Origin of the sequence: Burkholderia sp. WSM2230, from assembly GCF_000472445.1 — a bacterium.
GTDB lineage: Bacteria > Pseudomonadota > Gammaproteobacteria > Burkholderiales > Burkholderiaceae > Paraburkholderia.
Map to the genome: position 1 here is coordinate 237,529 of NZ_AXAJ01000003.1, position 22,628 is coordinate 260,156.

Sequence of the window (22,628 nt, forward strand, 5' to 3'; positions counted from 1 at the left end):
GCAATGTGGGTCCCGGCCGGCACGGCGTAAGGCGTTATTAATTTAGCGCCCCAGGCTTTTATTTGCTGGCGGGGTCTTGCGTGATAGGCGCACCCGGATTGCGATTGCAATCCGGGTGGATTTATGCGCCCGTCAGATCTGCTATGCAAGCATCGGTCGCACTTCTCTTATTCATGGTCTGGTGTGCGTGTATCGCTATTAGCGATTGCCGCAGCCGGCATATTTCCAATGCACTTGTCGTTATTGGTTTGATAGCCGCATTTTTGTGCGCTTTATTTGACATTTGCCCCTTCGGTGTATCCGCGGCTCAGGCGGCGGCCGGTGCGGCTGTCGGCCTCGTCGCGCTATTGCCGTTCTTCGCGCTGGGCGTGATGGGCGCCGCGGACGTCAAGGTATTCGCGGTGCTCGGCGCGTGGTGCGGCATGCATGCGCTGCCGGGCTTGTGGGCAGTGGCGAGCGTCGTCGCCGGGCTGCACGCGCTGTGGGTGCTCGCCGCGGCGCGCACACGCGTGGCCGCGTTGTGGAGACGCCGCGCGCCGACCTTCGAACTGGCAGGCCGGCGCGCTACGCCGTTTGCCGCGTGTCTCACCGTGCCGTTGATGGTGTGGCTCGCCGCCCAGGTCCTTGCCGGAGGCGCCCGATGACCATGCGCTCACAACGCGGCGCCACTGCAATCGAATTCGCGCTCGTGTTCCCGCTTTTCTTCTGCGTGTTCTATGCGATCGTGACCTTCAGTCTGATCTTCGTCGCGCAGCAGAGCCTCACGCTGGCCAGCGAGGAGGGCGCGCGCGCCGCGCTCAACTACCAGAAGGCGAACGACGTCGCCGCCGCAATCAACCTGCGCGCCGCCGCCGCGTGCACCACGGCAACCAGCATGGTCGCGCAGATGATCAGCACCGCCGCCTGCCAGACCGTGCCCGCCGCGTGCAGCTATCAACCCGCCATGACCTGCATTGCAGTGACTCTGACCTACGACTACGCGGCGCATCCGCTGATTCCGAACCTGCCGCTGCTCGGACTCGTGCTGCCCGCCAATCTGACCAGTACCGCCACGGTGCAACTCAATCCGGTGAACATACTTTGATCTCCGCACACGCTCTCGCCATGTCAAGCCTCGTTGGTTCACCCACGCAGCGCGGCCGCGTGGTCGCGCGCGCTTCGTGGCGCGGGCCGTCATGCTGAAGTTCACCCGCATTGCCGCCGGCTTGCTCATCGCCCTCGCGCTGCTGCTCGGCATCTTTGCCGTGACGCTGTTGCGCCGGCCGGCTCCCGCGCCCGTCGCGTCCGTGAAACAGGTGGTGTTTCCGGTGGTGGTGGCGACGCGCGTGCTGCCCGCAGGCAAGCCGATCGCCGCCGACGCGCTGCGCGTGCAGCCGTTGCCGATCAACCCGAATGGCGCGTTCGCCGATCCGTCCTTGGTCGCCGGGCGCGTGCCCGCCGCCGACATCGGCGCCGAAGCACCGGTGCTCGAGGAGCAACTGTCGTCGGGACTGGCCGAGCGGATCGAGCCCGGCGAGCGCGCGGTGGCGGTACGCGTCGAGGAATCGAATGCGGTTGGCAACCGCTTGCGTCCGGGCAATTTCGTCGATGTGTTCTTCACGCTCAAGCGCGACGGCAACATGGGCAGCGGCGGCGAGATCGAACACACCCAGGCGCGTCTTCTAATGTCGAAAGTGCGCGTGCTCGCATTCGGCAACGCGACTTCCGCCGGCGACACGTCGGGCGATCCGAACGGCATGGTGAGGACAGCGGTGCTCGCCGTGCCGGTTGCCGACGTTGACCGCCTGACGCTCGCCGAGAGTTCTGGACGGCTCGTGTTCGCGCTGCGCAATCCGAAGGATCCCGAAGTAATCGACGCCGGCGCCTTCGCGCCGCTGCCGGCCGTATTGAAGACATCGACCCAAACGGGCGGCGGTGTGCTACCCGGCGATTCGACCCGCGCGGCGGCGGGCGTATCGCTCGACGCATTGTCGGGCGGCACGGGCAACGCCGCGCCGCGCGCGCCGGTGGCGCCGCGTCTTGCGCCGCCCGCGAGCCGGGTCGCGAGCCGGCTTGCAAGTAGTGCGGGGGCGGCTAACGGCATCGAAGTGATACGGGGTGGGCGCGCCGAAACGGTCGCCCGATAGCGGTTTCAGGGAGCGTGCGGCCACGCGCGTCCATAAAAAAATGAACAAACGCATTTTCGAGTACGGAATGACTGCGCTGCTGTGCGGCTCGTCGATGGTGGCGTCGCCGGCGAGCTTCGCCGCGGGCGGTGCGGAGCAGCTCGACATCGTCGTCGGCTCACAGCAGTCGCTCGCGAGCGGCCATACGCTGCGGCGTGTCGCGATTGGCGACCCGGGCGTCGCGGACGTGCTCATCATCAAGGGCGAACAAACGGGCGGCGTGCTGCTGATCGGCAAGTCGCCGGGCAGCACCAACGTGATGTTGTGGGAGCAGGGCAAGGACGCGCCGCTGTCGTATGTGGTGAACGTCAGCTCGCCTGCCGCGAAGAGCCTGCTTGGGCCGGGCACGCCGTCGGTCAGGGTACTGGGCGACACCGCTCTGATTTCGGGCGTCGCGCCGACAATGGAAGCGCACCAGCGGGCCGTGGCGGCCGCCGGGATCGAGGCGCGTCAGCGAGCGACTCCTGGCAACGCGGCCAACGGCGCCGCGCCAGGCGCGGCGGGCGGCAGAGGCGGCGCCGCTTCGGGCATGAGCGGCGCGGCCGGCACCGACGCAGCGAACGGCGGCGCCGCACAGATCTACGACACTTCGACGGTCGCGACGCGCTCGGTCGTCCAGGTCGACGTGCGCGTGGTGGAGTTCAGCCGCACGGTGCTCAAGCAAGTGGGCCTGAACATCCTGAAGCAGAACAACGGTTTCACGTTTGGCTCGTTCGCACCGTCCGCGCTGACCTCGGCGAACTATGGTCCGACGCCTTCCTTCAACTCCGTGGCGCCGATTTCATCGGCGTTCAATCTGGTGTTCAACTCGGCCACGCACGGACTGTTCGCCGATCTGAGCCTGATGGAAAGCAACAATCTCGCGCGGATTCTCGCGGAGCCGACGCTTGTCGCGCTGTCCGGTCAGAGCGCGAGCTTTCTGGCCGGCGGCGAGATTCCTGTGCCGATTCCTCAGGGTCTCGGCACCACGTCGATCGAATACAAGCCCTACGGCGTGGGCCTCACGCTTACGCCGACGGTGCTCAGCCCGCAGCGCATTGCCTTGAAGGTGGCGCCGGAGGCAAGCCAGCTCGACTTCGCCAACGCGGTGACGATCAGCGGCGTGTCGGTGCCGGCGATCACCACGCGCCGCACCGACACGACAGTCGAGCTCGGCGACGGCGAGAGCTTCGTGATAGGCGGACTGATCGATCGAGAAACCATTTCCAACGTGGCCAAGGTGCCGCTGCTCGGCGACCTGCCTGTGATCGGCGCGTTTTTCAAGCAGCTCAACTATCAGCAGAACGACAAGGAACTGGTGATTATCGTCACGCCGCATCTGGTGTCGCCGCTTGCCAGGGGCGCGACCTTGCCGGCCACGCCGGGCGAGCAGTCCGAGCAGCGCAACGCGCCGGTGTGGCGCTCGTTGCTCGGCGGCGTGGCGGCGCGCGACGCGGCGCCGGGGTTTTCCAGATGAACGCGAGCAGCCAACGGACGGGCCGCCGTGTGTACAGGCGTGATCGCCGCGAGGCCCGCACGCTTTTCTCGCAGTCATGGCGCGGCGGGCAATGCAAGGCAAAGGCGCACGGTTTTGCGCCGATGCCGCAAGAGGATGGGCACGATGAACGCAAGAACGCACTCATTGACTGAGCGGGCCGTCACCGACTATTTCATGTTCGCGTCGCTCGCCGACGAACATGTGCACTGGCTGTCGGAGACGCTGCTGGCCGCCGGCGCGGTGGAAGCGGTCACGCTCGACCCGTCAATGCTCACGCAGCGTATCGCCACGCTGAATCCGTCGCTTGTCTTCGTGGACTTTTCGGGCGGCCGCGGCGCGGCGGCGAGCGCGGCGACGAGCGCCGTGCGCGCGCAGTATCCGGGGCTGCAGATCGTCGCGATCGGTTCGCTCGCGGAACCCGAGAGCGCGCTCGCCGCATTGCGCGCGGGCGTGCGCGACTTCATCGACCTGTCGGCGCCCGCCGCCGACGCGCTGCGCATCACGCAGCAGGTGCTCGACAATCTGGTCGAGCCGGTGAGCCGCCATGGCCGCGTGACCGCGCTGCTCGGCGCGCGCGTCGGCATGGGCGTGAGCACGCTCGCGACCAATCTGGCGGTCATGCTGCAACGGCGCGACGCGCAGCAGGGCCGACAGGCGGCCTTGCTCGATCTCGGTTTGCCGGCGGGCGACGGCCTGCTGATGCTCAACACGCGCAGCGACTTTCATTTCGTCGAAGCCGTGCGCAACCTGCGGCGGTTCGACCAGACGTTCGTGCACACCGCGCTGTCGCATCACGCGAGCGGCCTCGCGTTCACGACACTGCCGCCGGATCTCGCGGACATGCGCGAGATTTCGTATTCGTCGTCAATCGGTTTGTTGAACCGGCTGCGTGCATTTTTCGACCAGCAGATCGTCGATCTCGGTGGCTTCTCGAACATGGAGTTCATCGCCCACGTGGTGCGCGCTTCCGACGAAGCGTGGCTTGTCTGCGATCAGGGCGTCGCCTCCATCGTGTCGGCAGTCGGCGTGCTGGAGGCATTGCGCGAGGCGGGCGCGGACACTGCCAACGTCAGGCTCATCGTCAACAGGTTCGACGCGGAGCTGGGGCTTGCTGCCGCGCAGATCGCGGAGCGCCTCGACATCCCGCTACTCGCGAGCTTGCCCGAGCGGCGCGTCTCGCTCGCGCAGACGGCGAACCAGGGCTTGCTGCTCGCCGAGGCCGCGGCGCGCGACCCGTATGTGCGTGCGCTCGAGCCGCTGATCGAGCGGCTCGCGGGCCCCGCGCACGCCAGCGCACCGGTTCGCGGCAAGTCAGCATTGGGCGCGCTCAGACGCTTCCTTCCCACTTCCTCCAGACGGTCATAGACGATGGCAAAAGAGATCGAATTCGCCGACAACGCGCCGTCGTTCGCGCAAAGCCAGCAGTTCCAGGACATCAAGAATGCCGCGCACGAACATCTGCTCACGCGCATCGAGGAACTGGGTTCGGAGTTCGGCCGCTGGTCGCGTAACGCGATCAATCAGTTCGTCGATCTGGAAATGGACAGCTTCGTGCGGCTGCGGCGCATTCCGATCAACGAGGCCGAGGTGCGTGCGATCGCCGACGCGTTGACCAAAGAGCTCGCGGGCTTCGGCCCGATCGAGGATCTGCTGAACGACACGGCCGTCGAAGACATTCTCATCAATGGTTACAACGACGTGTACGTGTCGCGCCACGGCATTCTCACGAAGATACCGGTGCGCTTCGCCGACAACGCGCACCTGCTGCGGATCGTGCGGCGCATACTCGCGCCGATCGGCCGGCGCCTCGACGAATCGAATCCGATGGTCGATGCACGCCTGCCCAACGGCGGACGCGTCAACGTGGTGATCGAGCCGCTGTCGATAGACGGTCCCATCGTCTCGATCCGCAAGTTCCGCAAGGACCCGCTGCGCCCCGACGACCTGCTCGGCAACGGCACCTACAGTGCCGAAATCGGCGCGCTGCTCGAAGCCGCGGTCGAGGCGCGCTGCAACGTGCTGGTGTCGGGTGGAACGAGTTCGGGCAAGACCTCGCTGCTCAATGCGCTGGCGTTTCACATTCCCGAGCCCGAGCGCGTCGTGACGATCGAGGACACGGCGGAGCTCTCGCTGAACCATCCGCATGTGGTGCGGCTCGAAAGCCGCCCGGGCGGTTTCGACGGCGCCGGCGTCGTGACGATTCGCGACCTGCTGCGCAATACGCTGCGCATGCGCCCGGACCGCATCATCGTGGGTGAGGTGCGCGGCGGCGAAGTGCTCGAAATGCTGCAGGCGATGAACACGGGCCACGACGGCTCCATGGGCACGGTCCACGCAAGCTCGCCGCGCGAGTGCTTGTACCGGCTCGAAATGCTTGCGGGGTTCGCGGGCTTCCAGGGCACCGAGTCAAGCCTGCGCCGCCAGATCGCCAATGCGATCGACTTCATCGTGCAGATTGGGCGGCTTTCAAATGGCCGGCGCCGCATTCTGTCGATCACCGAAGTGACGGGCCTGTCCGATAACATCATCGCGACCCAGGAGCTCTATCGCTATGAGCCGGTGCTGTCGGCGGACGGCGAAGAGCTCGATCAATGGGTGTCGCTCGGCATTCATCCGCACTCGCCGAAGCTCGCGCGCTTCCGTCAGCCGCTTGGTGGCGTGGGTGGTTTGGGGGATGGCGGTTTCGGCGGCGGGTTTGGAAGCGGCGGTGCCTTCGGCGGCGGCTTCAATGTCTAGCGCAGCATTGATCTTTGCCGCGCTCGCGCTGCTTTGCGCGGCGCTTGCGCTGCTGATCCTGCAGCGCGCCGCGCAACGCAACGAACAGGCGAGCGCCGAGCGCTTCATCGACAGCCGCATGAGCGTCGCGCACAGCGCGGCGCCGGGGGCGGCGGCTTCGTCGATGGGCGCCGCAATCGGCGCAATCGGCGCAATCGACGCAATGGCGGGCGCTGCGGGCTCCGCTGCCGCCGGCATAGCAGCAAGCGGGTCACGCGGGGCGTCGGGCTTCGTTGCGTCTGCGGGCACGGCCGCGGGATCGGCGTCCGCTGCCGCGCGCCGGGCCGCGCCTGGCGTCGCGCTCGCGCCGCAAGCGCCGGCCGCCGACGCGGGCATGCATGCGCATCTGCGTTATCTGGCCGCACGCGCGCGCTACGCATTTGCCGCGACGCTCAACCGGGCCGGGCTGCGCGATGCGCGCGCGTCGCTTGCGGCGGTCGCGGCTATCGTCGCCATCTTGTGCCTCGTGGCAGCCAGCCAGGGCGGGCCGCTCGCCGCGGCTGTCACGCTCTCCGGCTGCGCCGTGTTTCTCTACTTCGTGATGTCGATGCGGGCAAGCCGCCGCCGTCAGGCGATCGTGCGGCAACTGCCGTCGTTTCTCGACGGCATCGTGCGTCTGATCACGCTCGGCAACAGCGTGCCCGCCGCGTTCCAGGCGTCGCTGCAAACCACCGAGGCGCCGCTGCGCGAATGTCTGGAGCATGTTTCGCGGATGCTGAGATCGGGCGTCGAAATAGACCGCGCGCTCTCGCACGTCGCCGTGCTGTACGGCGCGCGCGAACTCGAACTGGTGGGCGCGGTGCTGCGGCTCTCGGTGAAGTACGGTGGCCGCGCCGACGTGATGCTCGACCGCATGTCGTCGTTCATGCGCGATCTCGAGCAGGCCGAGCGCGAGCTTGTCGCGATGTCGTCGGAAACGCGGCTCTCGTCGTGGGTGCTCGGCATGTTGCCCATCGGCATAGGCGGCTTTCTGATTCTGACGAACCCGCGCTATTTCGGCTCGATGTGGTTCGACCCGGGCGGCCGGCAGATTCTGTACCTCGCGTTCGCGCTGCAACTGACAGGCGCGTATCTGCTGTACCGGCTTGCCCGGTTGAAGGCCTGACCATGCAGCCGAATCAGCTCTTCGCACTTGCGCTCGTTCTGGCAGCCACAGGATCGCTGCTGCTCGCGGGTCTGCTGCTCGGGCGTCTTGCAGCCGCGCGCCGCAGCGCGCGCACGCTGGCTCACGCACTCGACGAACGCGCGCTGCAAAGCGCGGTGGCCGCGAGTGCGCGCGGCGGGCCGGGCGGTGATGCGACGGACGCGGTCCATGCGCCGAATCCCGCAGGCGGGGTCAATGGGGTAAGTGCGGTACGTGCGGCACTGGGCGCGCAGACGCGACGCGCGGCACAGGGGACGCGTACGGCGCACGCGGCACATGCGCCACACGGGGCGCAGGGTTCACACGCGTCACATGTGTCACACGCGGCGCATGCAGCACATGCAGCACATGCAGCACATGCGGCCAGTGCGCCACACGCAGCAAGTGCAGCCAAAGCCCCCCATACACCGGCCACGTGGAATTCGCCGCACGCGTCATCCTCACGCGGCGCGGCGCCCAACGTCATACGCGCCCGCGGCATCAAAGGCATTCTTGAACGATGCGCGAACGCCGGCACCCGCTGGCTCGACACGCCGGTGGGGCGGCAGGTCGTCGCCAAGGAGGACCGGCGGCTCCTCGAACAGTGCGGTTTTGTCGATGCGCGCGCTCGCGGACTGTTCCTGATCGCGCGCATCGCCGGCGCCGTCGTACTGCCGCTCGTCGCGGGCGCACTCGCGCACGCGCATGCGGATGGTCCGCGCTATGTGCTGGTGGTGATCGTCGCTTTCGTATGCGGTGTGATGGCGCCGAAGGTAGTGTTGCGCCGGCGCGCGGCCGCGCGCCGCGGCGCGGTCGTCGACGAACTGCCGATGCTCGTCGACCTGTTGCGGCTCCTGCAGGGCGTGGGCCTGTCGCTCGATCAAAGTCTGCAGGTGATGGTCAACGATTTCCGCGGCGTCCTGCCGGTGCTGTCGAGCGAACTCGAAATCGCGCAGCGTCAGTTCGCCGCCGGACGCACGCGCGAGCAGTCGCTGTCGCGGCTTGCGTCGAGCTTCGGCAACGAGGACCTGCGCGCGGTCGTGCGCCTGCTGATTCAGGTGGACCGGCACGGCGGCGCGGTGCAGGAACCGCTCAAGCAGTTCGGCGACCGGCTGCGCGAAACGCGCCGCGCGATGCTGCGCGAACGGATCGGCCGCATGGCGGTGAAGATGACCGGCGTGATGATCCTGACACTGCTTCCCGCGCTGATGATCGTCACCGCGGGGCCGGGCGTGTTGTCGGTGTCGCACTCGCTCAAGTCGATGCATCGCTAAGGAAACAGCAATGAGATTGATCAAGACACCGAAATATGTTGCGCACGCGACGCGTTGCGCCTGTGCGGCATGGGCGCTCGCCTTGCTCGGCGCGTGCGCGTCGCAGCAGTCCGGCTACGGCGTCGGCCCGCAGGCCGAGCGCCAGGCGTTGCTCGCGCAGGCCAACCGCGATCCGGCGCCCGACACGCCGGGCATGTATCTAGGCCTGATCGACCGGATGCAGTCGCAGGGGCTTTACTTCGCGTCGCTCGCGCATATCGACGCGTACGAAAAGCAGTACGGCGTCTCGCCCGATTCGATTCTGCTGCGCGCGGACGCGCTGCGCATGACCGATCAGCCCGACGCCAGCGCGTCAGCCTATAGAGAGTTGCTGCAGACGCCGCTGGCGGCACGCGGTCATCGCGGGCTGGGCTTGATCGCGGGCGGGCAGGGCGACTTCGCCGGCGCGGCGAGCGAACTGGAACAGGCGGCGCTCTTTGCGCCCACGGATGCGACAGTGCTGTCCGACCTCGGTTACGCGCGCCTGCGTGCGGGCGACGTCGTCGGCGCGCGCGTGCCGTTGATGAAAGCGGCCGAACTTGACCCGGCCAATCTGAAGATCGTCAGCAATATCGCGCTTTTTCTGCTTGCTAACGGACAGGCGAGCGAGGCACAGGCGCTGATGAACCAGCAGAAGCTCACACTCGACGTGCGCGCGGCGATCCGCAGCGACGCGGCGAAAATCGCAGCCGCCGCGCGCAGTGGCGCACACGCGGGCTCGACCGGCATGTCCGGTGCGCAGAGTCTGCTGGCTGCGCCCGCGAGAACGGTTGCGAGCGCGCACGGCACGACCGAGCCGGCGCCGCGTCTCTTGCAACGGTTCGCACAATAACAGGCGGCGCGGCCGCGGAGGGTAGCGTGGAAAATAACCAGAGAGTCCAGACACGGCGACGCTTCGCCGCGCGCGCGTTGCTGCTTGCGCTCGCGGCGGGCGCAACCGTCCAGGCGTGCGCCCAGTCAGCGCCGAGCGGCGAGCCGCCGGTCGAACGCAGCGAGGTCGGGCATTCGACCGCGGCATGGCTCGCGCTCCAGCGCAGCAATGCGCAAGCCGCAGCCGCCCAGCCGATGCCCGGCGAAGAGGCCGGGCTCGCCTATCGGCGCTACATGCAGTCGTTCAAATCGCGGATTCCCGATCTGTATGGGTCGGCGCTCAATCAGGGCAGCGGCAGCGGCCAGGGTGCGGGCTTGACAGGGCAATTGCCGCAGAACTGACATGCGATCAAGCGATCCCGTCCGCCGCCATTCCATATGGCCTCGCTCGATGTGCATGCATCGTCGCGGCACGCTCGCCGTCGCCGCGCGCCGGCAGCATGGCGCGGTTGCGTTGCTCGCGGCGGTGTGGGTGAGCCTCGCGGTGATCGCGCTCGGCGCGGTCGATATTGGCCACTTCTATTACGCGCGCCGCGATCTCCAGCGTACCGCCGATCTCGCCGCCGCAGCGGGCGTGCAGCTTATCGGCAGCGCGGGCGGCTGTGCGGCGGCCGCGAACTCCGCGCAACTGAACGCGAGCGCCAACGGTCTGCCAGACGACGGCACCGTCCAGTCGACTTGCGGACGATGGGACCCGTCGGCCAATGCGGGCCAGTCGTATTTCGCGGCGTCCGGCTCGCCGATCAATGCATTGCAGGTGGTGGTGAGCCGGCCGGTGCCGTTTCTGTTTCTGATCGGCCAGACGCGCGAGCTGAGCGCAAGCGCCGTCGCGCAGGCCACCAATGTTCGCGCGTTCTCGCTGAGCACGTCGATTGCGAGCCTGTCCGGCGGTTTGCTCAACGGACTATTGAACGCCTTGCTCGGCAGCAATGTGAATCTCGATGTCGGCTCTTATCAAGGGCTCGCCACCGCGCAGGTCAAGCTGTCGGATCTGGCCGCCGCATTGGGCGTCGCGTCGATGTCGCAATTACTGCAGACACAGGTGACGGTGGCGCAACTCGCGACCGCCATGGCGACCGCGCTCGGCCAGGGCAACGCAGCGAGCGCGAGCGTGAGCAGCGGGCTGAACACGATTGCCAACGCATCGACGGGATCGACCAAGGTCAACCTCGGCGACACCACCGGCACCAGCGGCTTGCTGGCGATCGGGCTCGCCAATCCGGAGGCGGCGGCCTCCGCCACCATCAACGCGCTCGACGCGCTGATGATCGCCGCCGAGATCGCGCACGGCAGTTCGGCGGTGAATCTCGGCACCGCGCTCAATATGAGCCCGGTCGCAAACGTGACGGCGCAAGCGCGGATTCTCAAGCCGCCCGTGATCGCGATCGGCGAGGCCGGCACCTATCCGGACGGCACGCCGCGTACGAGCGCGCATTCGGCTTCGGTGCAGGTTTATCTGAATGTACAACTCGTCAACGTAAATGTGGGACTTGGCTCGGGCTTTCCTTCGCTCGTCAACGTGAGCCTTCTGAATCTGCCCATATATCTCGAAGTTGCGCCCGGTACCGCCGACTTGCAGACCACCCAGTGTTCGACGCAGAAGGCCACGAGCTACAGCTGGATCTCGGTGACGCCGGGCCTCCTGTCGCTGTGCGTGGGCGGCGACGCGTCCAGCAACCTGTCGAACTCGACGGCGCCCACGACCTGCTCGAAGCCCGCGTCCTTGACCTCGGTGAGCGTGCCGCTGCTGAGCGCCAGCGTGATCGACGTCAGCGTCGGAACCAGCTCGCCGGCAAACGGCATGAATCTCAGCATGCAGCCCGCGCCCAGCGTGCTGCGCTTTAACAACGTTACCGGCGACAGCGACGACTATCAGAGCACGAGCACCAACGCCCTCGGTTCGGCCACGAGCGGCCTCTTGAGCCAGCTCGCCAGCGGGCTCGCGGGCTCCATCCACGCCACCGCGCTGGGCGTCGACATCACCGTCCTCGCCGCGCCGCTTGCCGGCGCGCTCGCGGGCCTGCTCACGCCCGTGCTCAATTCGCTCGACCTGCTGCTCGTGCCGCTCCTGCAACTGCTCGGTGTGCAGCTCGGCGTCAGCACGGTTCACGACCTCGGACTTGCCTGCGGTCAGGCACAACTGGTTTATTGATTCGGCGACCATGAGAACCACCACCAAAATCGAGGAACTCGATATCTATGTCTGGGAGGGCAAGGCCGACATCGTCGACCGGGTCGCGCGCTGCATGGCAAGCTTTGACGTCGAGGTGATCCGTGCCGACGATATCGCCATCTCGCCGGAGCGGACCGCGGAGCGGCCATCGCTTGCGATCATCAGCGTTTCGGTGATCGACAGCGGCGCGCTGATCGTGCGCGACTGGCAGGCCGCGCACGGCATTCCTGTCGTGTGGGTCGGCGCCGCGCCGCGCGACCACGATCCGTCCATGTACCCGGCCGAGTATTCGCACATTCTGCCGCTCGACTTCACCTGCGCCGAGTTGCGCGGCATGGTGACGAAGCTCGTGCTGCAGATGCGCGCGCACAGCGCGAAGACGCACGAGTCCGACGCGATGATCGCGAACTCGGAGTGCATGCAGGCGCTGCTGCACGAAGTCGACACCTTCGCCGACTGCGACACGAGCGTGCTGGTGCATGGCGAGACCGGCGTCGGCAAGGAGCGCATCGCGCAGTTGCTGCACGAAAAGCATAGCCGCTACGGCCAGGGCCCGTTCGTCGCGGTCAATTGCGGCGCGATTCCGGATGGCCTCTTCGAGTCGCTTTTTTTCGGCCACTCGAAGGGCTCGTTCACCGGCGCCGTCGTTGCGCACAAAGGCTACTTCGAGCAGGCCGACGGCGGCACGCTCTTTCTCGACGAAATCGGCGATCTGCCGCTTTATCAGCAGGTCAAGCTGTTGCGCGTGCTCGAAGACAGCGCCGTCACGCGAATCGGCTCCGCGACGCCCGTCAAGCTCGACTTCCGGCTGGTGGCCGCGACCAACAGGCATCTGCCGCAACTCGTGAAGGACGGCACGTTTCGCGCGGACCTGTACTACCGGCTGGCGGTGATCGAGCTGAAGATTCCGTCGCTGGAGGAGCGGGGCGCGGTCGACAAGATCGCGATCTTCAAGGCGTTCATCGCGCAGGTGGTGGGCGCGGAGCGGCTCGCCAGCCTGCCGGACCTGCCGTACTGGCTCGCGGACGCCGTCGCCGATACGTATTTTCCCGGCAACGTGCGCGAGTTGCGCAACCTCGCGGAACGGATTGGCGTGACGGTGCGCCAGATTGGCGCTTGGGACGCCGCGCGCCTGCAGCGTCTGCTCGCGCTTGCCCGCAGCGCGCAGCCGGTGCCGGCGGAAAGCGCAGCGGAGGTGCTCGTGGACCGCAGCAAATGGGACATGGCCGAGCGCAACCGCGTGATCGCCGCGCTCGACGCCAACAACTGGCGGCGTCAGGACACGGCGCTCTACCTGGGCATCAGCCGCAAGGTGCTGTGGGAGAAAATGCGTAAGTACCAAATTTTCGACGAAGAGCCCGAAACCCGCGAAAGTGAGTAATAATGAGACGATTGGGAACTAAAACAAAAACTGTCGAAGCAGGAATTACATGGACCACAAGTCGAAACTACGACAGATCGCCATGGCTGCGATCATGGCGTTGGGGGTAGCACAAGGCGCATGCGCACAGGCCCAGCCTGATAACAGCGGAACATCTGGTGTCGTTTCCCAGCCGGGTGCGACAGTCGCGCTGCCGTCCGCGCCGCTGCCGGCGCAAACGCAAGTGCAGACCTCCGCGCTCACGCCTGAGGAGGCGAAGCAATCCGCTGCCGGGAACGTCGCGGAATTGCAGCAGATGATCAAGGGCTCCGACCTGAGCGAGCTGCGCACCACTTACAACGGCAGTTACGGCGCGAGCCTGCTGTTCCACGGCAAGGAAATGACGTACTACGTCGCGCTCTTCCAGCAGAAGAACTTCTGGCGTGTGATCAAGACACAGGACGCGGCGCGCGCGGAAATGATCTACCGCGATTTCGCGCGCCAGACCGTGCAACTCTCGGACGTGGAAATTCGCCGCACGCAACTCGAGGCGCAAAAGGCGTTCACCGAACGCATGATCGCGCTGTCGCAAAGCCGTGCGAATCGTCTGCAGGCTGACCTGGACGTCGCGCGTCAGCAGCAGACCATCGTGGCGAATCAGCAGCAACAAACCCGTGCCGAAGCCGTGGCGCTCGCCCAGCAAAAATCTGCGGCGCAGGAGCAACTGCGTGCGGCCCAGCGCCAGGTGCGCGAACTGCAACGGCAACTGGAAAGCGGCTTGCCTGTGCATTGAGCTGGCGGTGCGATTGCTTGACGTGAGCCGGGTGCAGCGCTGTTCCAGGCGAGCGGCGGCTCACCGATGGTCAGGCGCTGCTCGAGCCGCATGACTCTTTCCGCGCAGACTGCACGCACCATTCCTTCACGGCATGCGCGCCTGGTGCCTGCGGCGCGCTAGCGCCGCTTCTTTTCTCCCACCGGCTGCGATTGCGGCTGCGATTGCGGTTCGGACGCGCGATGCCCGTCATGCTCATGGACGGCAATCGGATCGCTCGCAGGGAAGCTTTCTTCCAGCGCCTCGTCAAGACGGCTCTCTGTGGAGTCGAGCGCCCGGTCCGGCTGCTTTGCGGCGGACGGCGGTGCGCTGTGCTTCTTGCTTGTCATGGCGGCCTCCCTATAGACACAATCGACGGATTCAGCATAGCGCAAACACGTCGCGGGCGACATTGGCCGGATGGGATAGGACGCGCGCATGCATCAACCGCTAAGGGGCAAACCGGCCCGCGACTTCTGACCGGCGCGCAAGCGTGAAACCGGCCAGGCGCGGATCGAAGCGCCAGCGCAAACCGGCGCGCGGCACCCGCCGCCCAACGATCGAATCAGCAAGAACTTGAAACGCTGCCTCGCCGGCTCGTTTTCAGTGTGTCGCGGCAATGCGGTGCCGAAAACAAACAATCACCGACCGGTCGCGTGGACCGGTCCGGCAGACCGCCGGCGACGCATCTGCAAAGTCCGGCGTCGGGAGGGGCGCGAACTCAATCGACGAACAACAAGGCAGCGAACACCATGAACAGGAAGCCCGTGCGCGCGAAGCGTTTCAACGCTTCACACGTGGTGGAAGCAGAATTGGACCATCTGGATTGGGCAACGAGGCAGCCGGCGCAACGGATGCTCGACGCCGGCTACTGGCGGCGCCGGCTGTTGGCGGTCAAGTGCAAGTTCGAGCTGTCGGAACAGCAGGTGGCGAGGGTGGAGAAAATTCTGCAGCGGCTCGGTCCTCTACAGGAGTGACCGGTGCCGCGGCGACTGCCTATTGCTTGAATTACTGCTTACTCGTGGCCGCCGTTGCCGTTGCCACCATGATTGCCATGGTTGCCGCCGTCGCCGCCCGTACCGAACAGACGCCGCCGCCGCGTCACGACCACCGGCGCATCTGACGCGCCGCTGCGCTCCGGCGCGGACCGCTCGGACGGCGCACCGTACGATTCGCGCGGCTCACGTGGTTCACGCGGTTCGCGATGCTCGCGGGGTTCGCGCGAGCCGTGCGGCCCGCGGGTAGTGTGTTCGCCATGCGACGGACGGCCGGCGCGGGGAGCCGGACGGGTCCCGGTGTCGAGCTGGATCGTCGAGATGGCGCGCTTGTAGATGCCCTGCAGGCCGACGGGCGTGCGCAGCATCACCAGATATTGGTCGAACGACTCGATGCAACCCGTCAGGCGAATGCCGTTGACGAGGTAGATCTCAACGCGCTTTCGTTCTTTGCGCGCAGCGTTCATGAAGTCGTTTTGCGGATGCGATTCTGCGGAAGCCATGGACAATTCAGGTTAGAAAGACGGTTGTTCGCCGCGATTCTACCCTGTGTGGGGGCAGAACGCGTCGGCGGGCGAACTGGGTCCACTATAACGGCTTGCGCTGACATAAGCACCTGGTAACTATTGGCTGTAACGTTGAGTTACCAAATCAGTCGATCAATGGCCGGCTTCTTCCGCCAGGCCGGGTGCTTGCCGACGAGAATGGCGGAAAAAGCTGACAGTGCGCGCAACGTCGGAATAAATCACCGGGCCGTTGCGTTAAGACAGGGACGGCACGGCACAGCTGAACCCGCAGCTCCGGCCCACATGGAGACTCATATGAAATCGACCCGCATCCTCGGCATGATCCTCATGCTGTTCACACTCGCATTGGGCTCGCTCGCCACGAGCGCCTGCTCGTCCGCGACCGACGGCGGCGCCTCCAGCACCAGCGGCTCGAGCGGCGGCAGCGGCAGTAGCGGCGGCTACTGAGCATTTGCCCGCCGGGTGAGTTTCGAAGCCGAAGTCATCTCGTGGCTCCCGCAGCTGCGCCGCTACGCGCGCGCGCTGACGGGTGACCGCGCCTGGGCCGACGACCTCGTGCAGGATACGGCGGAGCGCGCGCTCGCGCGCTGGGCGGCGTTCAGGCCGAACAGCAACCTGCGCGCATGGTTGCTCACCATCTTGCGGCATCTTTATATCGATCAGCTGCGCGGCCGCCGCGAAATCGCCGTCGATGAAGAAAGCGCGCCCTGGCGCAATCTCGAAGCGCCGCAACGCGAGGTGGACGGCCTCGTGCTGCGCGATCTGCAGCGCGCGCTGTATTGCCTGCCGCTCGAACAGCGCGAGGTGCTGCTGCTCGTCTGCGTGGAGGAACTGACTTATCAGGAGACGTCGAAGGCGCTCGGCGTGCCGGTGGGCACGGTGATGTCGCGCCTGTCGCGCGGCCGCGAGCATCTGCGTGGGCTGCTGGAAGGGCCTGCAAAAGAGCCCGCAACCGGGACCACCCAGGGGCCGGCGCGCAAGCCGCCGTTGAAAGTAGTGAGAAATCCGCGATGAATAACGACCACGATTCCAGCATGCCCGACGGGGTGGACCTGCGAGCGCTGTCGGCGTTCGTCGACGGCGAGGTCACCGATGGCGAGCGCGAGCGCATCGCCGCGCTGCTGGCGGAACATCCGCAAGCCGCCGCGCGCGTGGCCTCGTGGCGCGCGCAGAAGGCCGCGCTGCGCGCGTTGTGCGGCGCGCCGCTGCAACGCGGCACAGCGCACAATTCCCAGAGTCACACGGACTTGCCCAGCCACGAAGCACCCGATGCCGCCGACGATCCCACCGTCATCGTGCTGCGTCCGCGTACGCCATGGTGGCGGCGCGTGGGCCTCGCCGCCTGCTGGCTTGCCGTGGGCGCCGGGCTGGCGCTCGCGCTCGGCCCGCTCGCTCCGCGTTTGACCGGCGGCGCGTGGAACGGGCTCGGCGCGCGGGCGCCCAGTTTCGCCGAACGCGCGGACATCGCGTATGCGGTCTACACGCCCGAGCGGCGTCATCCGGTGGAAGTGGCGGCGAGCGAGGAAGAGCATCTGATCAACTGGCTATCGAAGCGCCTGAACCGGCCGCTTTCGGTGCCGTCGTTGCAGGAATACGGTTATTCGCTGGTGGGCGGGCGCCTCCTGCCCGGCGAGACGGGGCCCGCCGCGCAGTTCATGTATGAGAACCGCAGCGGCGCGCGCCTGACGCTGTATGTGACCGGCATCGCGCGCGACGAAAACGCGTTCCGCCTCTTGCGCGACGGCAACCGGCGCACCTTCTACTGGATCAGCGACGGCATGGGCTACGCGTTGTCGGGACCGATCGCGGAAGGCAAGCTGCGCGCAATTGCCGTCGACGTATGCAGCGCGCTCGGCGGCAAGCCGGAAGCGTGGCAGTAGCGCGGCGCACAATCGTGCCGCGCACGCCGCCGCAAAGGAGGAGCCCTTGAGCCGCAACCTGCCGCCGAAGCTTTCCGCCGCGCAGTTCGACGCGGCGCTTGCCGCATGGCGCGCGATTGTCGGCGCGCAGCATGTCGTCAGTTCGGCGGCAGGACTCTCCGCCTATCTCGATCCGTTCGCGCCCGGCGAGCATGAGGCGTTTGCGGCGAGCGCGGCGCTGCTGCCCGCATCCGTCGATGAAATTCGCGCCGTGCTGCGCGTGGCCAATCAATACCGGATTCCGCTGTGGACCGTTTCGACCGGGCGCAACTTCGCGTACGGCGGCGCGGCGCCGCGTCTGACCGGCTCGGTGGTGCTCGATCTGCAACGGATGAACCGCATCATCGAGGTCAACGAGACGCTCGCGTATGCGCTCGTCGAGCCGGGCGTGAGTTACTTCGATCTGCACGCGTACCTGCGCGAGCAGGGCCACCGGCTGTGGGTCGATCCGCCGGCGGCGGGCTGGGGCAGCGTGGTCGGCAATACGCTCGAACGCGGCTTCGGCTATACGCCCTACGGCGATCATGCGGCCACGCAATGCGGGATGGAAGTGATACTCGCGAATGGCGACGTGCTGCGCACCGGCATGGGCGGGATCGACACGAGCACCGCATGGCAGCTTTATAAGCCGGGTTACGGGCCGTCGTTCGACGCGATGTTCATGCAGTCCAACTACGGCATCGTCACGAAGCTTGGCGTGTGGCTGATGCCGGCACCGCCCGCGTATCTGCTCGGTGAAATCCAGTTCCGCCATGAGACGGATCTCGAAGCCATCGTCGACATATTGCGGCCGCTGCGGCTCGACGAAACGATCCGCAATCACGCGGTGATTGAAGGCGGCTTGCGCCGCGCAGCCGGGTTGTCGGCGCGCGCGCAATGGTACGACGGCCCTGGCGCGATGCCCGAGGGTGCGGTGAGCACGATGCTCGACAAGCTGAACGTCGGCCGCTGGAACCTGCATTTCGCGCTGTACGGCACGCCGGAGCTGATCGATGCGCGCTATGCAATCGTGCAGCGCGCGTTCGCACGCGTGCGCGATGCGCGCATCTACGCAAAACGTTATTCAGGCGATGCCGAGCCGACCGCGGGCGGCGACCGCAATCTTGCCGGCATCCCGGCTATGAACGCGTTTCGCATGCTCGACTGGCGCGGCGGCGCCGGCGCGCACGTCGATTTCTCGCCGGTATGTCCCGCGACGGGTCGCGATGCGCTGCGCCAATACTTCATGGTGAAGGCGCGCGCCGCCGAATACGGCTTCGACTACTACGGCGGCTTCACGGCGGGGGTGCGCCATCTGCATCACATTTTTGCGGCCATCTTCGATCGTGACGACGCGAGCCAGGTCGAGGCGGCCGGCGCCCTGCTGCGTTCGCTGATGAGCGACGCGCGCGCGGCCGGCTACGGCGAATATCGCGCGCATCTCGCGTATATGGATTTTGCCGCCGCGCAGTACAGTTTCAACGACGGCGCCTTGCTGCGGCTTTCGGAAACGATCAAGGACGCGCTCGACCCGAACGGTATTCTTGCGCCGGGCAAACAAGGCATCTGGCCGGCGGCGTGGCGCGACCGGCGCGGCTATACGTGAGGGCAAGCGGCGCGGCTATGCGTGAGCGAGGTCGACACGCATGCGGCATGAACCTGGCCGCGTGAACCTGACCGCTTCAACCCGACCACACGAAATCAAACCGCACGACCCAAACCGCACGAACTCGCCCGGAGAACGAACATGGACCGGCGCACTTTCATGATGACGAGTGCATGGCTTTCCACCACCGCAGGCTGCGTGTGGCCCTGGCTCGCGCATGCCGCGGCGCGCGGCGACACCTTCGCGATTGCCGACTCGACGTTAGCAGCAAGCGCCGCGTTTTCCCGCTATGCCGCTGCGATGAACCTGCCCACCTTCGAAACCGGCGACGACGTCGGTCTTCTCTGGCACACCACGCTGCTTCCGCTGCTACATGCCTCGGCAGATGCAGGTCCGGCTCCGTGGCTGATAGGCGTCACGCGCGCGTCCGATTACTTCGTGCTGAAAGAACTCGCCACTCGCGCGACTCATCGGCTCGAGCATAGCCATGAACAGGCCGCGCAGTCCGCTCACGTGAGTTTCGTGCTCGCGCCGCGCTAGCTAGAACCTGTAGTCCCTGTTTTTCGGGTCGAATGTGGAGTCGTCGAACGTTTCAGGCGTGATGGTTTCGAAGACGATCTTCTCGAAGATGCGGCCGTCGTTGTCATAAGATTCGACGGTGCGGAAATACGGATGCCGCAAATCGAGCCCCAGCGTTTCCTTCTTCGCGTAGAACTGGGGCTGGCCGGTCGGCGATTCGAAGGTGAAGGCGACCACGCGCACGCCGTCGATGGTCTTCACGTCGATTTGCACCGAGCGCGGCAAGCCCGCCTCGATAAATTTCCTGCCCTCGGCGAGGTATTGCTGCGCGATATATTCGGTGCCGAGATCGCGCACCTGATGGTTCGATTGCGAACGCGCGAGGGCGCCGTTCAACGAGGTCCATAGCGGCATGACGTTCATGATGCCGCCCAGGTGACCGTACATTTCGTCGGTGCGCCTGGACTCGTCGTAGATGATCTCCTGGCCCGCGTGCGCGCCGTCGGGCAGCCACTTTGCGTAAATGCGCAGCGGATCGTGCGCGACGCGCACCAGCATGTGGTCGGGCTTGTCGGGCCACTGGCCGCGAATGCGCTCGGCGCGCGACATCGTGAACTCATACGACGCGTATCCGTTCGGGCCTTCCTTGATATAGCGCGGCAGCGCAAGCGGATCGAGCGACTTGAAGAGCGCGACCAGTTGCGCGTCGTCGAGCGCTTCGAGCGCGCCGCTATTCTGCGCGGCGCGCAGCCATTTGACCTGCTGATCCAGCGTCAGCTTGCCGACCTGCGAGGCAGGCGTGGAAGGGGCCTTGACCGCGCTCGCCGTTTCGAGCGGCGGCGGCTTGTCGTCGTTTTGCGCGAAGACGGGCGAAGCGCCGAGGCTCAGCGCCGCCCAGGCGATCAGCGCGGCAAGCGGCAATGAGCGAGGCCGCGCTGCGCCCGGTCGCGCTGCGCCGTTCCGCGCGACGTCAGAACGCGCTACGTCCAGCCCCAACTCGCTGCGCTCATCCCGCGACGCACGTTCAGCGGCTTTCGCGCTCAACTGCATCGACCACAACAGGCGCACGCGCAAGCGCAGCCGCAGCCATGCGAACAGGCAATGCGTCATCGAACTCTCCCGAAAGGTGGCGCACGTCCTCACGCAAGCGCCTTGCCTGTCAGGCAGACTTTTGCTTCGCGAGTTCCTCATCGCGCAGTGCGCGGCGCAGAATCTTGCCGACGTTGGTTTGCGGCAACTCGTCGCGAAACTCAACCATCTTCGGCACCTTGTAGCCCGTCAGATTCTTGCGGCAATGAGCGATCACCTGCTCGGCCGTCAGCGACGGATTGCGCTTGACGACGAACACTTTCACGCGCTCGCCCTGCGCCTCGTCGGGCACACCGATTGCAGCGACTTCGCGCACGTCGGGATGCGCCGCGATCACGTCCTCGATCTCGTTCGGATACACGTTGAAGCCCGACACCAGGATCATGTCCTTCTTGCGGTCGATGAGGCGAATGAAGCCGCGCGAATCCATCACGCCGATGTCGCCGGTCGCGAGCCAGCCTTCGTCGTCGATAGCCTTGGCGGTTTCCTCCGGGCGGTTCCAGTAGCCCTTCATGACCTGCGGTCCCTTCACGCACAGTTCGCCCGGCTCACCGATGTCCGCCCAACTGCCGTCGTCCTTGCGAAAGCGCACTTGCGTGGACGGGGCGGGCAGGCCAATCGAGCCTTCGAAGTCGCGCAGGTTCGAAATGTCGACGGGATTCATCGAGACGATCGGCGAGCATTCGGTCAAGCCATAGCCTTCGATAATGGGCTTACCCGTCACCGCCTTGAAGCGCTCGGCCACCGAGCGTTGCGTCGCCATGCCGCCCGCCATCGCGAGCTTGAGGCCGGAGAAATCGCGCCTGCAGAACTCTTCGTTCTCGAGAAACGCGTTGTACAGCGTGTTGACCGCCGTCATGCCGGTGAACTTCTCGTGGCGGATGATCATCATCACGCGCTTCATATCGCGCGGATTCGCGATGAGGATGTTGCGCCCGCCTAGTCCCATGAAGATCAGTGCGTTCACCGTGAGCGAATAGATGTGATAAAGCGGCAACGGCGTGAGCACCGTTTCCACTTCGCCGCTCAATTGACCTTCGGCCCACGCCTTCGCCTGCAGCAGATTCGCGATGATGTTGCGATGCGTGAGCATCGCGCCCTTCGCGACGCCGGTCGTTCCTCCGGTGTACTGAAGAAACGCAATGTCGTGATGCGTCAGCCGCACCGGCGTGAGAGGCCGCGCATAGCCGACGGCGAGCGCCTTCAGCAGCGGCACCGCTTGCGGCAGATGGTAAGCGGGCACCATCTTCTTCACATGGCGCAGCATGAAATTGAGCAGACGTCCCTTCACATTGAGACCGTCGGCGAGCAGGTCACCGAGTCCCGTGACGATTACGTTCTGCACCTTGGTGCCCGGCAGCGCATCCTGCACGGTCTTCGCAAAGTTCTCGAACACGATGATGGTTTGCGCGCCGCTGTCCTTCAACTGATGCGCGAGCTCGCGCACCGTATAGAGCGGATTGACGTTCACCACCACGGCACCCGCTTTGAGCACGCCGAAAAGCGACACCGGGTATTGGAACGTATTCGGCAGCATGATTGCGACGCGCTCGCCGGGTTTTACGCCGATGCTCTGCAGATACGCCGCGAACGCAGTCGCCTTGCGGCCGAGTTCAGCATACGTCATGCTCGCGCCGACGCTAACGTACGCGACGCGCTCGCGGAACTTTGCGATGCATTCGTCGAAGAAATGAACAATCGACTCGTATTGGCCGACATCGATTTCATGCGGCACGCCCGCGGGATACGACGCGTACCAGATGCCGTCGGTGTTCGGCGCGCGCTGTGCATGCTGCACATGCTGCGAGAGTTCGGCGCGCCCGCCTGCCTGATTCGCAGCGGCGGGCGAGGGCGAGGCTTGAGTGGGCTCGGTCATCGGTCGTCTCCTGAAGCCGGGGCTTCATGTGTTGGTGTACTGGATGTGCGT

Annotated in this window: 23 protein-coding genes; 19 read left to right on the top strand and 4 right to left on the bottom strand. The window is 66.0% G+C overall.

What is annotated here, in order from left to right:
• Window positions 1–173: 173 nt before the first annotated feature.
• From A3AC_RS0109420 to A3AC_RS0109480, 13 genes are all read left to right on the top strand, one after another.
• Window positions 174–644: a prepilin peptidase gene (locus A3AC_RS0109420; RefSeq protein ID WP_084515429.1), complete on the top strand. Its 471-nt coding sequence runs from the start codon at window positions 174–176 to the stop codon at window positions 642–644.
• Window positions 641–1,084, top strand: a complete 444-nt coding sequence (locus tag A3AC_RS0109425) for a TadE/TadG family type IV pilus assembly protein (protein WP_025598540.1) — start codon at window positions 641–643, stop codon at window positions 1,082–1,084. The genes A3AC_RS0109420 and A3AC_RS0109425 overlap by 4 nt, the downstream gene beginning before the upstream one ends.
• A 91-nt stretch (window positions 1,085–1,175) precedes the next feature.
• Window positions 1,176–2,126: a Flp pilus assembly protein CpaB gene (gene cpaB, locus A3AC_RS0109430; RefSeq protein WP_025598541.1), complete on the top strand. Its 951-nt coding sequence runs from the start codon at window positions 1,176–1,178 to the stop codon at window positions 2,124–2,126.
• Window positions 2,127–2,166: 40 nt separating this feature from the next.
• Window positions 2,167–3,621: a type II and III secretion system protein family protein gene (locus A3AC_RS0109435; protein WP_025598542.1), complete on the top strand. Its 1,455-nt coding sequence runs from the start codon at window positions 2,167–2,169 to the stop codon at window positions 3,619–3,621.
• Between the two features lie 144 nt (window positions 3,622–3,765).
• Complete coding sequence (locus tag A3AC_RS0109440) at window positions 3,766–5,007, top strand: fimbrial protein (protein ID WP_025598543.1); 1,242 nt, start codon at window positions 3,766–3,768, stop codon at window positions 5,005–5,007.
• A gap of 3 nt (window positions 5,008–5,010) precedes the next feature.
• Window positions 5,011–6,378 (top strand): CpaF family protein, encoded by a 1,368-nt coding sequence (locus A3AC_RS0109445; RefSeq protein WP_025598544.1) that lies wholly within the window; start codon window positions 5,011–5,013, stop codon window positions 6,376–6,378.
• On the top strand, window positions 6,371–7,522 hold the full coding sequence (locus tag A3AC_RS0109450) for a type II secretion system F family protein (protein WP_025598545.1): 1,152 nt from the start codon (window positions 6,371–6,373) through the stop codon (window positions 7,520–7,522). Before A3AC_RS0109445 ends, A3AC_RS0109450 begins: the two co-directional genes overlap by 8 nt.
• Before the next feature lie 2 nt (window positions 7,523–7,524).
• On the top strand, window positions 7,525–8,814 hold the full coding sequence (locus tag A3AC_RS0109455; protein ID WP_025598546.1) for a type II secretion system F family protein: 1,290 nt from the start codon (window positions 7,525–7,527) through the stop codon (window positions 8,812–8,814).
• Between the two features lie 10 nt (window positions 8,815–8,824).
• Window positions 8,825–9,685 carry a pilus assembly protein gene (locus tag A3AC_RS0109460; protein ID WP_025598547.1) on the top strand — a complete coding sequence of 287 codons (861 nt, stop codon included), beginning with the start codon at window positions 8,825–8,827 and terminating at the stop codon, window positions 9,683–9,685.
• Between the two features lie 26 nt (window positions 9,686–9,711).
• Window positions 9,712–10,065: a DUF3613 domain-containing protein gene (locus A3AC_RS0109465; RefSeq protein WP_025598548.1), complete on the top strand. Its 354-nt coding sequence runs from the start codon at window positions 9,712–9,714 to the stop codon at window positions 10,063–10,065.
• 49 nt (window positions 10,066–10,114) lie between these two features.
• Complete coding sequence (locus tag A3AC_RS0109470) at window positions 10,115–11,875, top strand: TadG family pilus assembly protein (RefSeq protein WP_232231919.1); 1,761 nt, start codon at window positions 10,115–10,117, stop codon at window positions 11,873–11,875.
• A 10-nt stretch (window positions 11,876–11,885) separates the two neighbouring features.
• Window positions 11,886–13,277: a sigma 54-interacting transcriptional regulator gene (locus tag A3AC_RS0109475; protein ID WP_025598550.1), complete on the top strand. Its 1,392-nt coding sequence runs from the start codon at window positions 11,886–11,888 to the stop codon at window positions 13,275–13,277.
• Between the two features lie 49 nt (window positions 13,278–13,326).
• On the top strand, window positions 13,327–14,049 hold the full coding sequence (locus tag A3AC_RS0109480) for a DUF2968 domain-containing protein (RefSeq protein WP_025598551.1): 723 nt from the start codon (window positions 13,327–13,329) through the stop codon (window positions 14,047–14,049).
• A gap of 158 nt (window positions 14,050–14,207) precedes the next feature.
• On the opposite strand, the gene A3AC_RS0109485 is transcribed toward A3AC_RS0109480, so the two are convergent.
• Complete coding sequence (locus A3AC_RS0109485) at window positions 14,208–14,417, bottom strand: hypothetical protein (protein ID WP_025598552.1); 210 nt, start codon at window positions 14,415–14,417, stop codon at window positions 14,208–14,210.
• A gap of 402 nt (window positions 14,418–14,819) precedes the next feature.
• Between A3AC_RS0109485 and A3AC_RS0109490 the strand changes: the two genes are divergently transcribed.
• Window positions 14,820–15,044, top strand: a complete 225-nt coding sequence (locus tag A3AC_RS0109490; RefSeq protein WP_025598553.1) for a hypothetical protein — start codon at window positions 14,820–14,822, stop codon at window positions 15,042–15,044.
• A 38-nt stretch (window positions 15,045–15,082) separates the two neighbouring features.
• Here the strand turns inward: A3AC_RS0109490 and hfq are convergent, their stop codons facing one another.
• Window positions 15,083–15,565: an RNA chaperone Hfq gene (gene hfq, locus A3AC_RS0109495; RefSeq protein WP_025598554.1), complete on the bottom strand. Its 483-nt coding sequence runs from the start codon at window positions 15,563–15,565 to the stop codon at window positions 15,083–15,085.
• Between the two features lie 318 nt (window positions 15,566–15,883).
• On the opposite strand from hfq, the gene A3AC_RS30640 reads away from it, so the two are divergent.
• The 5 genes from A3AC_RS30640 (at window position 15,884) to A3AC_RS0109520 (ending at window position 19,633) form a co-directional block, all read left to right on the top strand.
• Window positions 15,884–16,036, top strand: coding sequence for a hypothetical protein (locus A3AC_RS30640; RefSeq protein WP_198017981.1), 153 nt, complete (start codon window positions 15,884–15,886; stop codon window positions 16,034–16,036).
• Between the two features lie 15 nt (window positions 16,037–16,051).
• The gene (locus A3AC_RS0109505) at window positions 16,052–16,603 is read left to right on the top strand and encodes an RNA polymerase sigma factor (protein WP_025598555.1); all 552 of its coding nucleotides are present in this window, start codon (window positions 16,052–16,054) and stop codon (window positions 16,601–16,603) included.
• Window positions 16,600–17,469 (top strand): anti-sigma factor family protein, encoded by an 870-nt coding sequence (locus A3AC_RS0109510; RefSeq protein ID WP_025598556.1) that lies wholly within the window; start codon window positions 16,600–16,602, stop codon window positions 17,467–17,469. The genes A3AC_RS0109505 and A3AC_RS0109510 overlap by 4 nt, the downstream gene beginning before the upstream one ends.
• 46 nt (window positions 17,470–17,515) lie before the next feature.
• Window positions 17,516–19,093: an FAD-binding protein gene (locus A3AC_RS0109515; RefSeq protein WP_025598557.1), complete on the top strand. Its 1,578-nt coding sequence runs from the start codon at window positions 17,516–17,518 to the stop codon at window positions 19,091–19,093.
• 141 nt (window positions 19,094–19,234) lie between these two features.
• On the top strand, window positions 19,235–19,633 hold the full coding sequence (locus tag A3AC_RS0109520; RefSeq protein WP_025598558.1) for a hypothetical protein: 399 nt from the start codon (window positions 19,235–19,237) through the stop codon (window positions 19,631–19,633).
• Here A3AC_RS0109520 and A3AC_RS0109525 read toward each other — a convergent pair whose 3' ends face one another.
• Both A3AC_RS0109525 and A3AC_RS0109530 read right to left on the bottom strand, forming a co-directional pair.
• Window positions 19,634–20,662 carry a DUF1571 domain-containing protein gene (locus tag A3AC_RS0109525; protein WP_442856487.1) on the bottom strand — a complete coding sequence of 343 codons (1,029 nt, stop codon included), beginning with the start codon at window positions 20,660–20,662 and terminating at the stop codon, window positions 19,634–19,636.
• A gap of 109 nt (window positions 20,663–20,771) precedes the next feature.
• The gene (locus tag A3AC_RS0109530; RefSeq protein ID WP_025598560.1) at window positions 20,772–22,577 is read right to left on the bottom strand and encodes an AMP-binding protein; all 1,806 of its coding nucleotides are present in this window, start codon (window positions 22,575–22,577) and stop codon (window positions 20,772–20,774) included.
• Window positions 22,578–22,628: the final 51 nt, after the last annotated feature.

Bases quoted from the DNA above. Each gene is read 5' to 3' on its own strand.
- A3AC_RS0109475 (WP_025598550.1), top strand. From the start codon at position 11,886: ATGAGAACCACCACCAAAATCGAGGAACTCGATATCTATGTCTGGGAG.
- A3AC_RS0109420 (WP_084515429.1), top strand. From the start codon at position 174: ATGGTCTGGTGTGCGTGTATCGCTATTAGCGATTGCCGCAGCCGGCAT.
- A3AC_RS0109435 (WP_025598542.1), top strand. From the start codon at position 2,167: ATGAACAAACGCATTTTCGAGTACGGAATGACTGCGCTGCTGTGCGGC.
- A3AC_RS0109520 (WP_025598558.1), top strand. From the start codon at position 19,235: ATGGACCGGCGCACTTTCATGATGACGAGTGCATGGCTTTCCACCACC.
- A3AC_RS0109485 (WP_025598552.1), bottom strand. From the start codon at position 14,417: ATGACAAGCAAGAAGCACAGCGCACCGCCGTCCGCCGCAAAGCAGCCG.
- A3AC_RS0109490 (WP_025598553.1), top strand. From the start codon at position 14,820: ATGAACAGGAAGCCCGTGCGCGCGAAGCGTTTCAACGCTTCACACGTG.
- A3AC_RS0109450 (WP_025598545.1), top strand. From the start codon at position 6,371: ATGTCTAGCGCAGCATTGATCTTTGCCGCGCTCGCGCTGCTTTGCGCG.
- A3AC_RS0109440 (WP_025598543.1), top strand. From the start codon at position 3,766: ATGAACGCAAGAACGCACTCATTGACTGAGCGGGCCGTCACCGACTAT.
- A3AC_RS30640 (WP_198017981.1), top strand. From the start codon at position 15,884: ATGAAATCGACCCGCATCCTCGGCATGATCCTCATGCTGTTCACACTC.
- A3AC_RS0109530 (WP_025598560.1), bottom strand. From the start codon at position 22,577: ATGACCGAGCCCACTCAAGCCTCGCCCTCGCCCGCCGCTGCGAATCAG.
- A3AC_RS0109425 (WP_025598540.1), top strand. From the start codon at position 641: ATGACCATGCGCTCACAACGCGGCGCCACTGCAATCGAATTCGCGCTC.
- A3AC_RS0109510 (WP_025598556.1), top strand. From the start codon at position 16,600: ATGAATAACGACCACGATTCCAGCATGCCCGACGGGGTGGACCTGCGA.
- cpaB (WP_025598541.1), top strand. From the start codon at position 1,176: ATGCTGAAGTTCACCCGCATTGCCGCCGGCTTGCTCATCGCCCTCGCG.
- A3AC_RS0109455 (WP_025598546.1), top strand. From the start codon at position 7,525: ATGCAGCCGAATCAGCTCTTCGCACTTGCGCTCGTTCTGGCAGCCACA.
- A3AC_RS0109470 (WP_232231919.1), top strand. From the start codon at position 10,115: ATGTGCATGCATCGTCGCGGCACGCTCGCCGTCGCCGCGCGCCGGCAG.
- A3AC_RS0109480 (WP_025598551.1), top strand. From the start codon at position 13,327: ATGGACCACAAGTCGAAACTACGACAGATCGCCATGGCTGCGATCATG.
- A3AC_RS0109525 (WP_442856487.1), bottom strand. From the start codon at position 20,662: ATGCAGTTGAGCGCGAAAGCCGCTGAACGTGCGTCGCGGGATGAGCGC.
- hfq (WP_025598554.1), bottom strand. From the start codon at position 15,565: ATGGCTTCCGCAGAATCGCATCCGCAAAACGACTTCATGAACGCTGCG.
- A3AC_RS0109445 (WP_025598544.1), top strand. From the start codon at position 5,011: ATGGCAAAAGAGATCGAATTCGCCGACAACGCGCCGTCGTTCGCGCAA.
- A3AC_RS0109460 (WP_025598547.1), top strand. From the start codon at position 8,825: ATGAGATTGATCAAGACACCGAAATATGTTGCGCACGCGACGCGTTGC.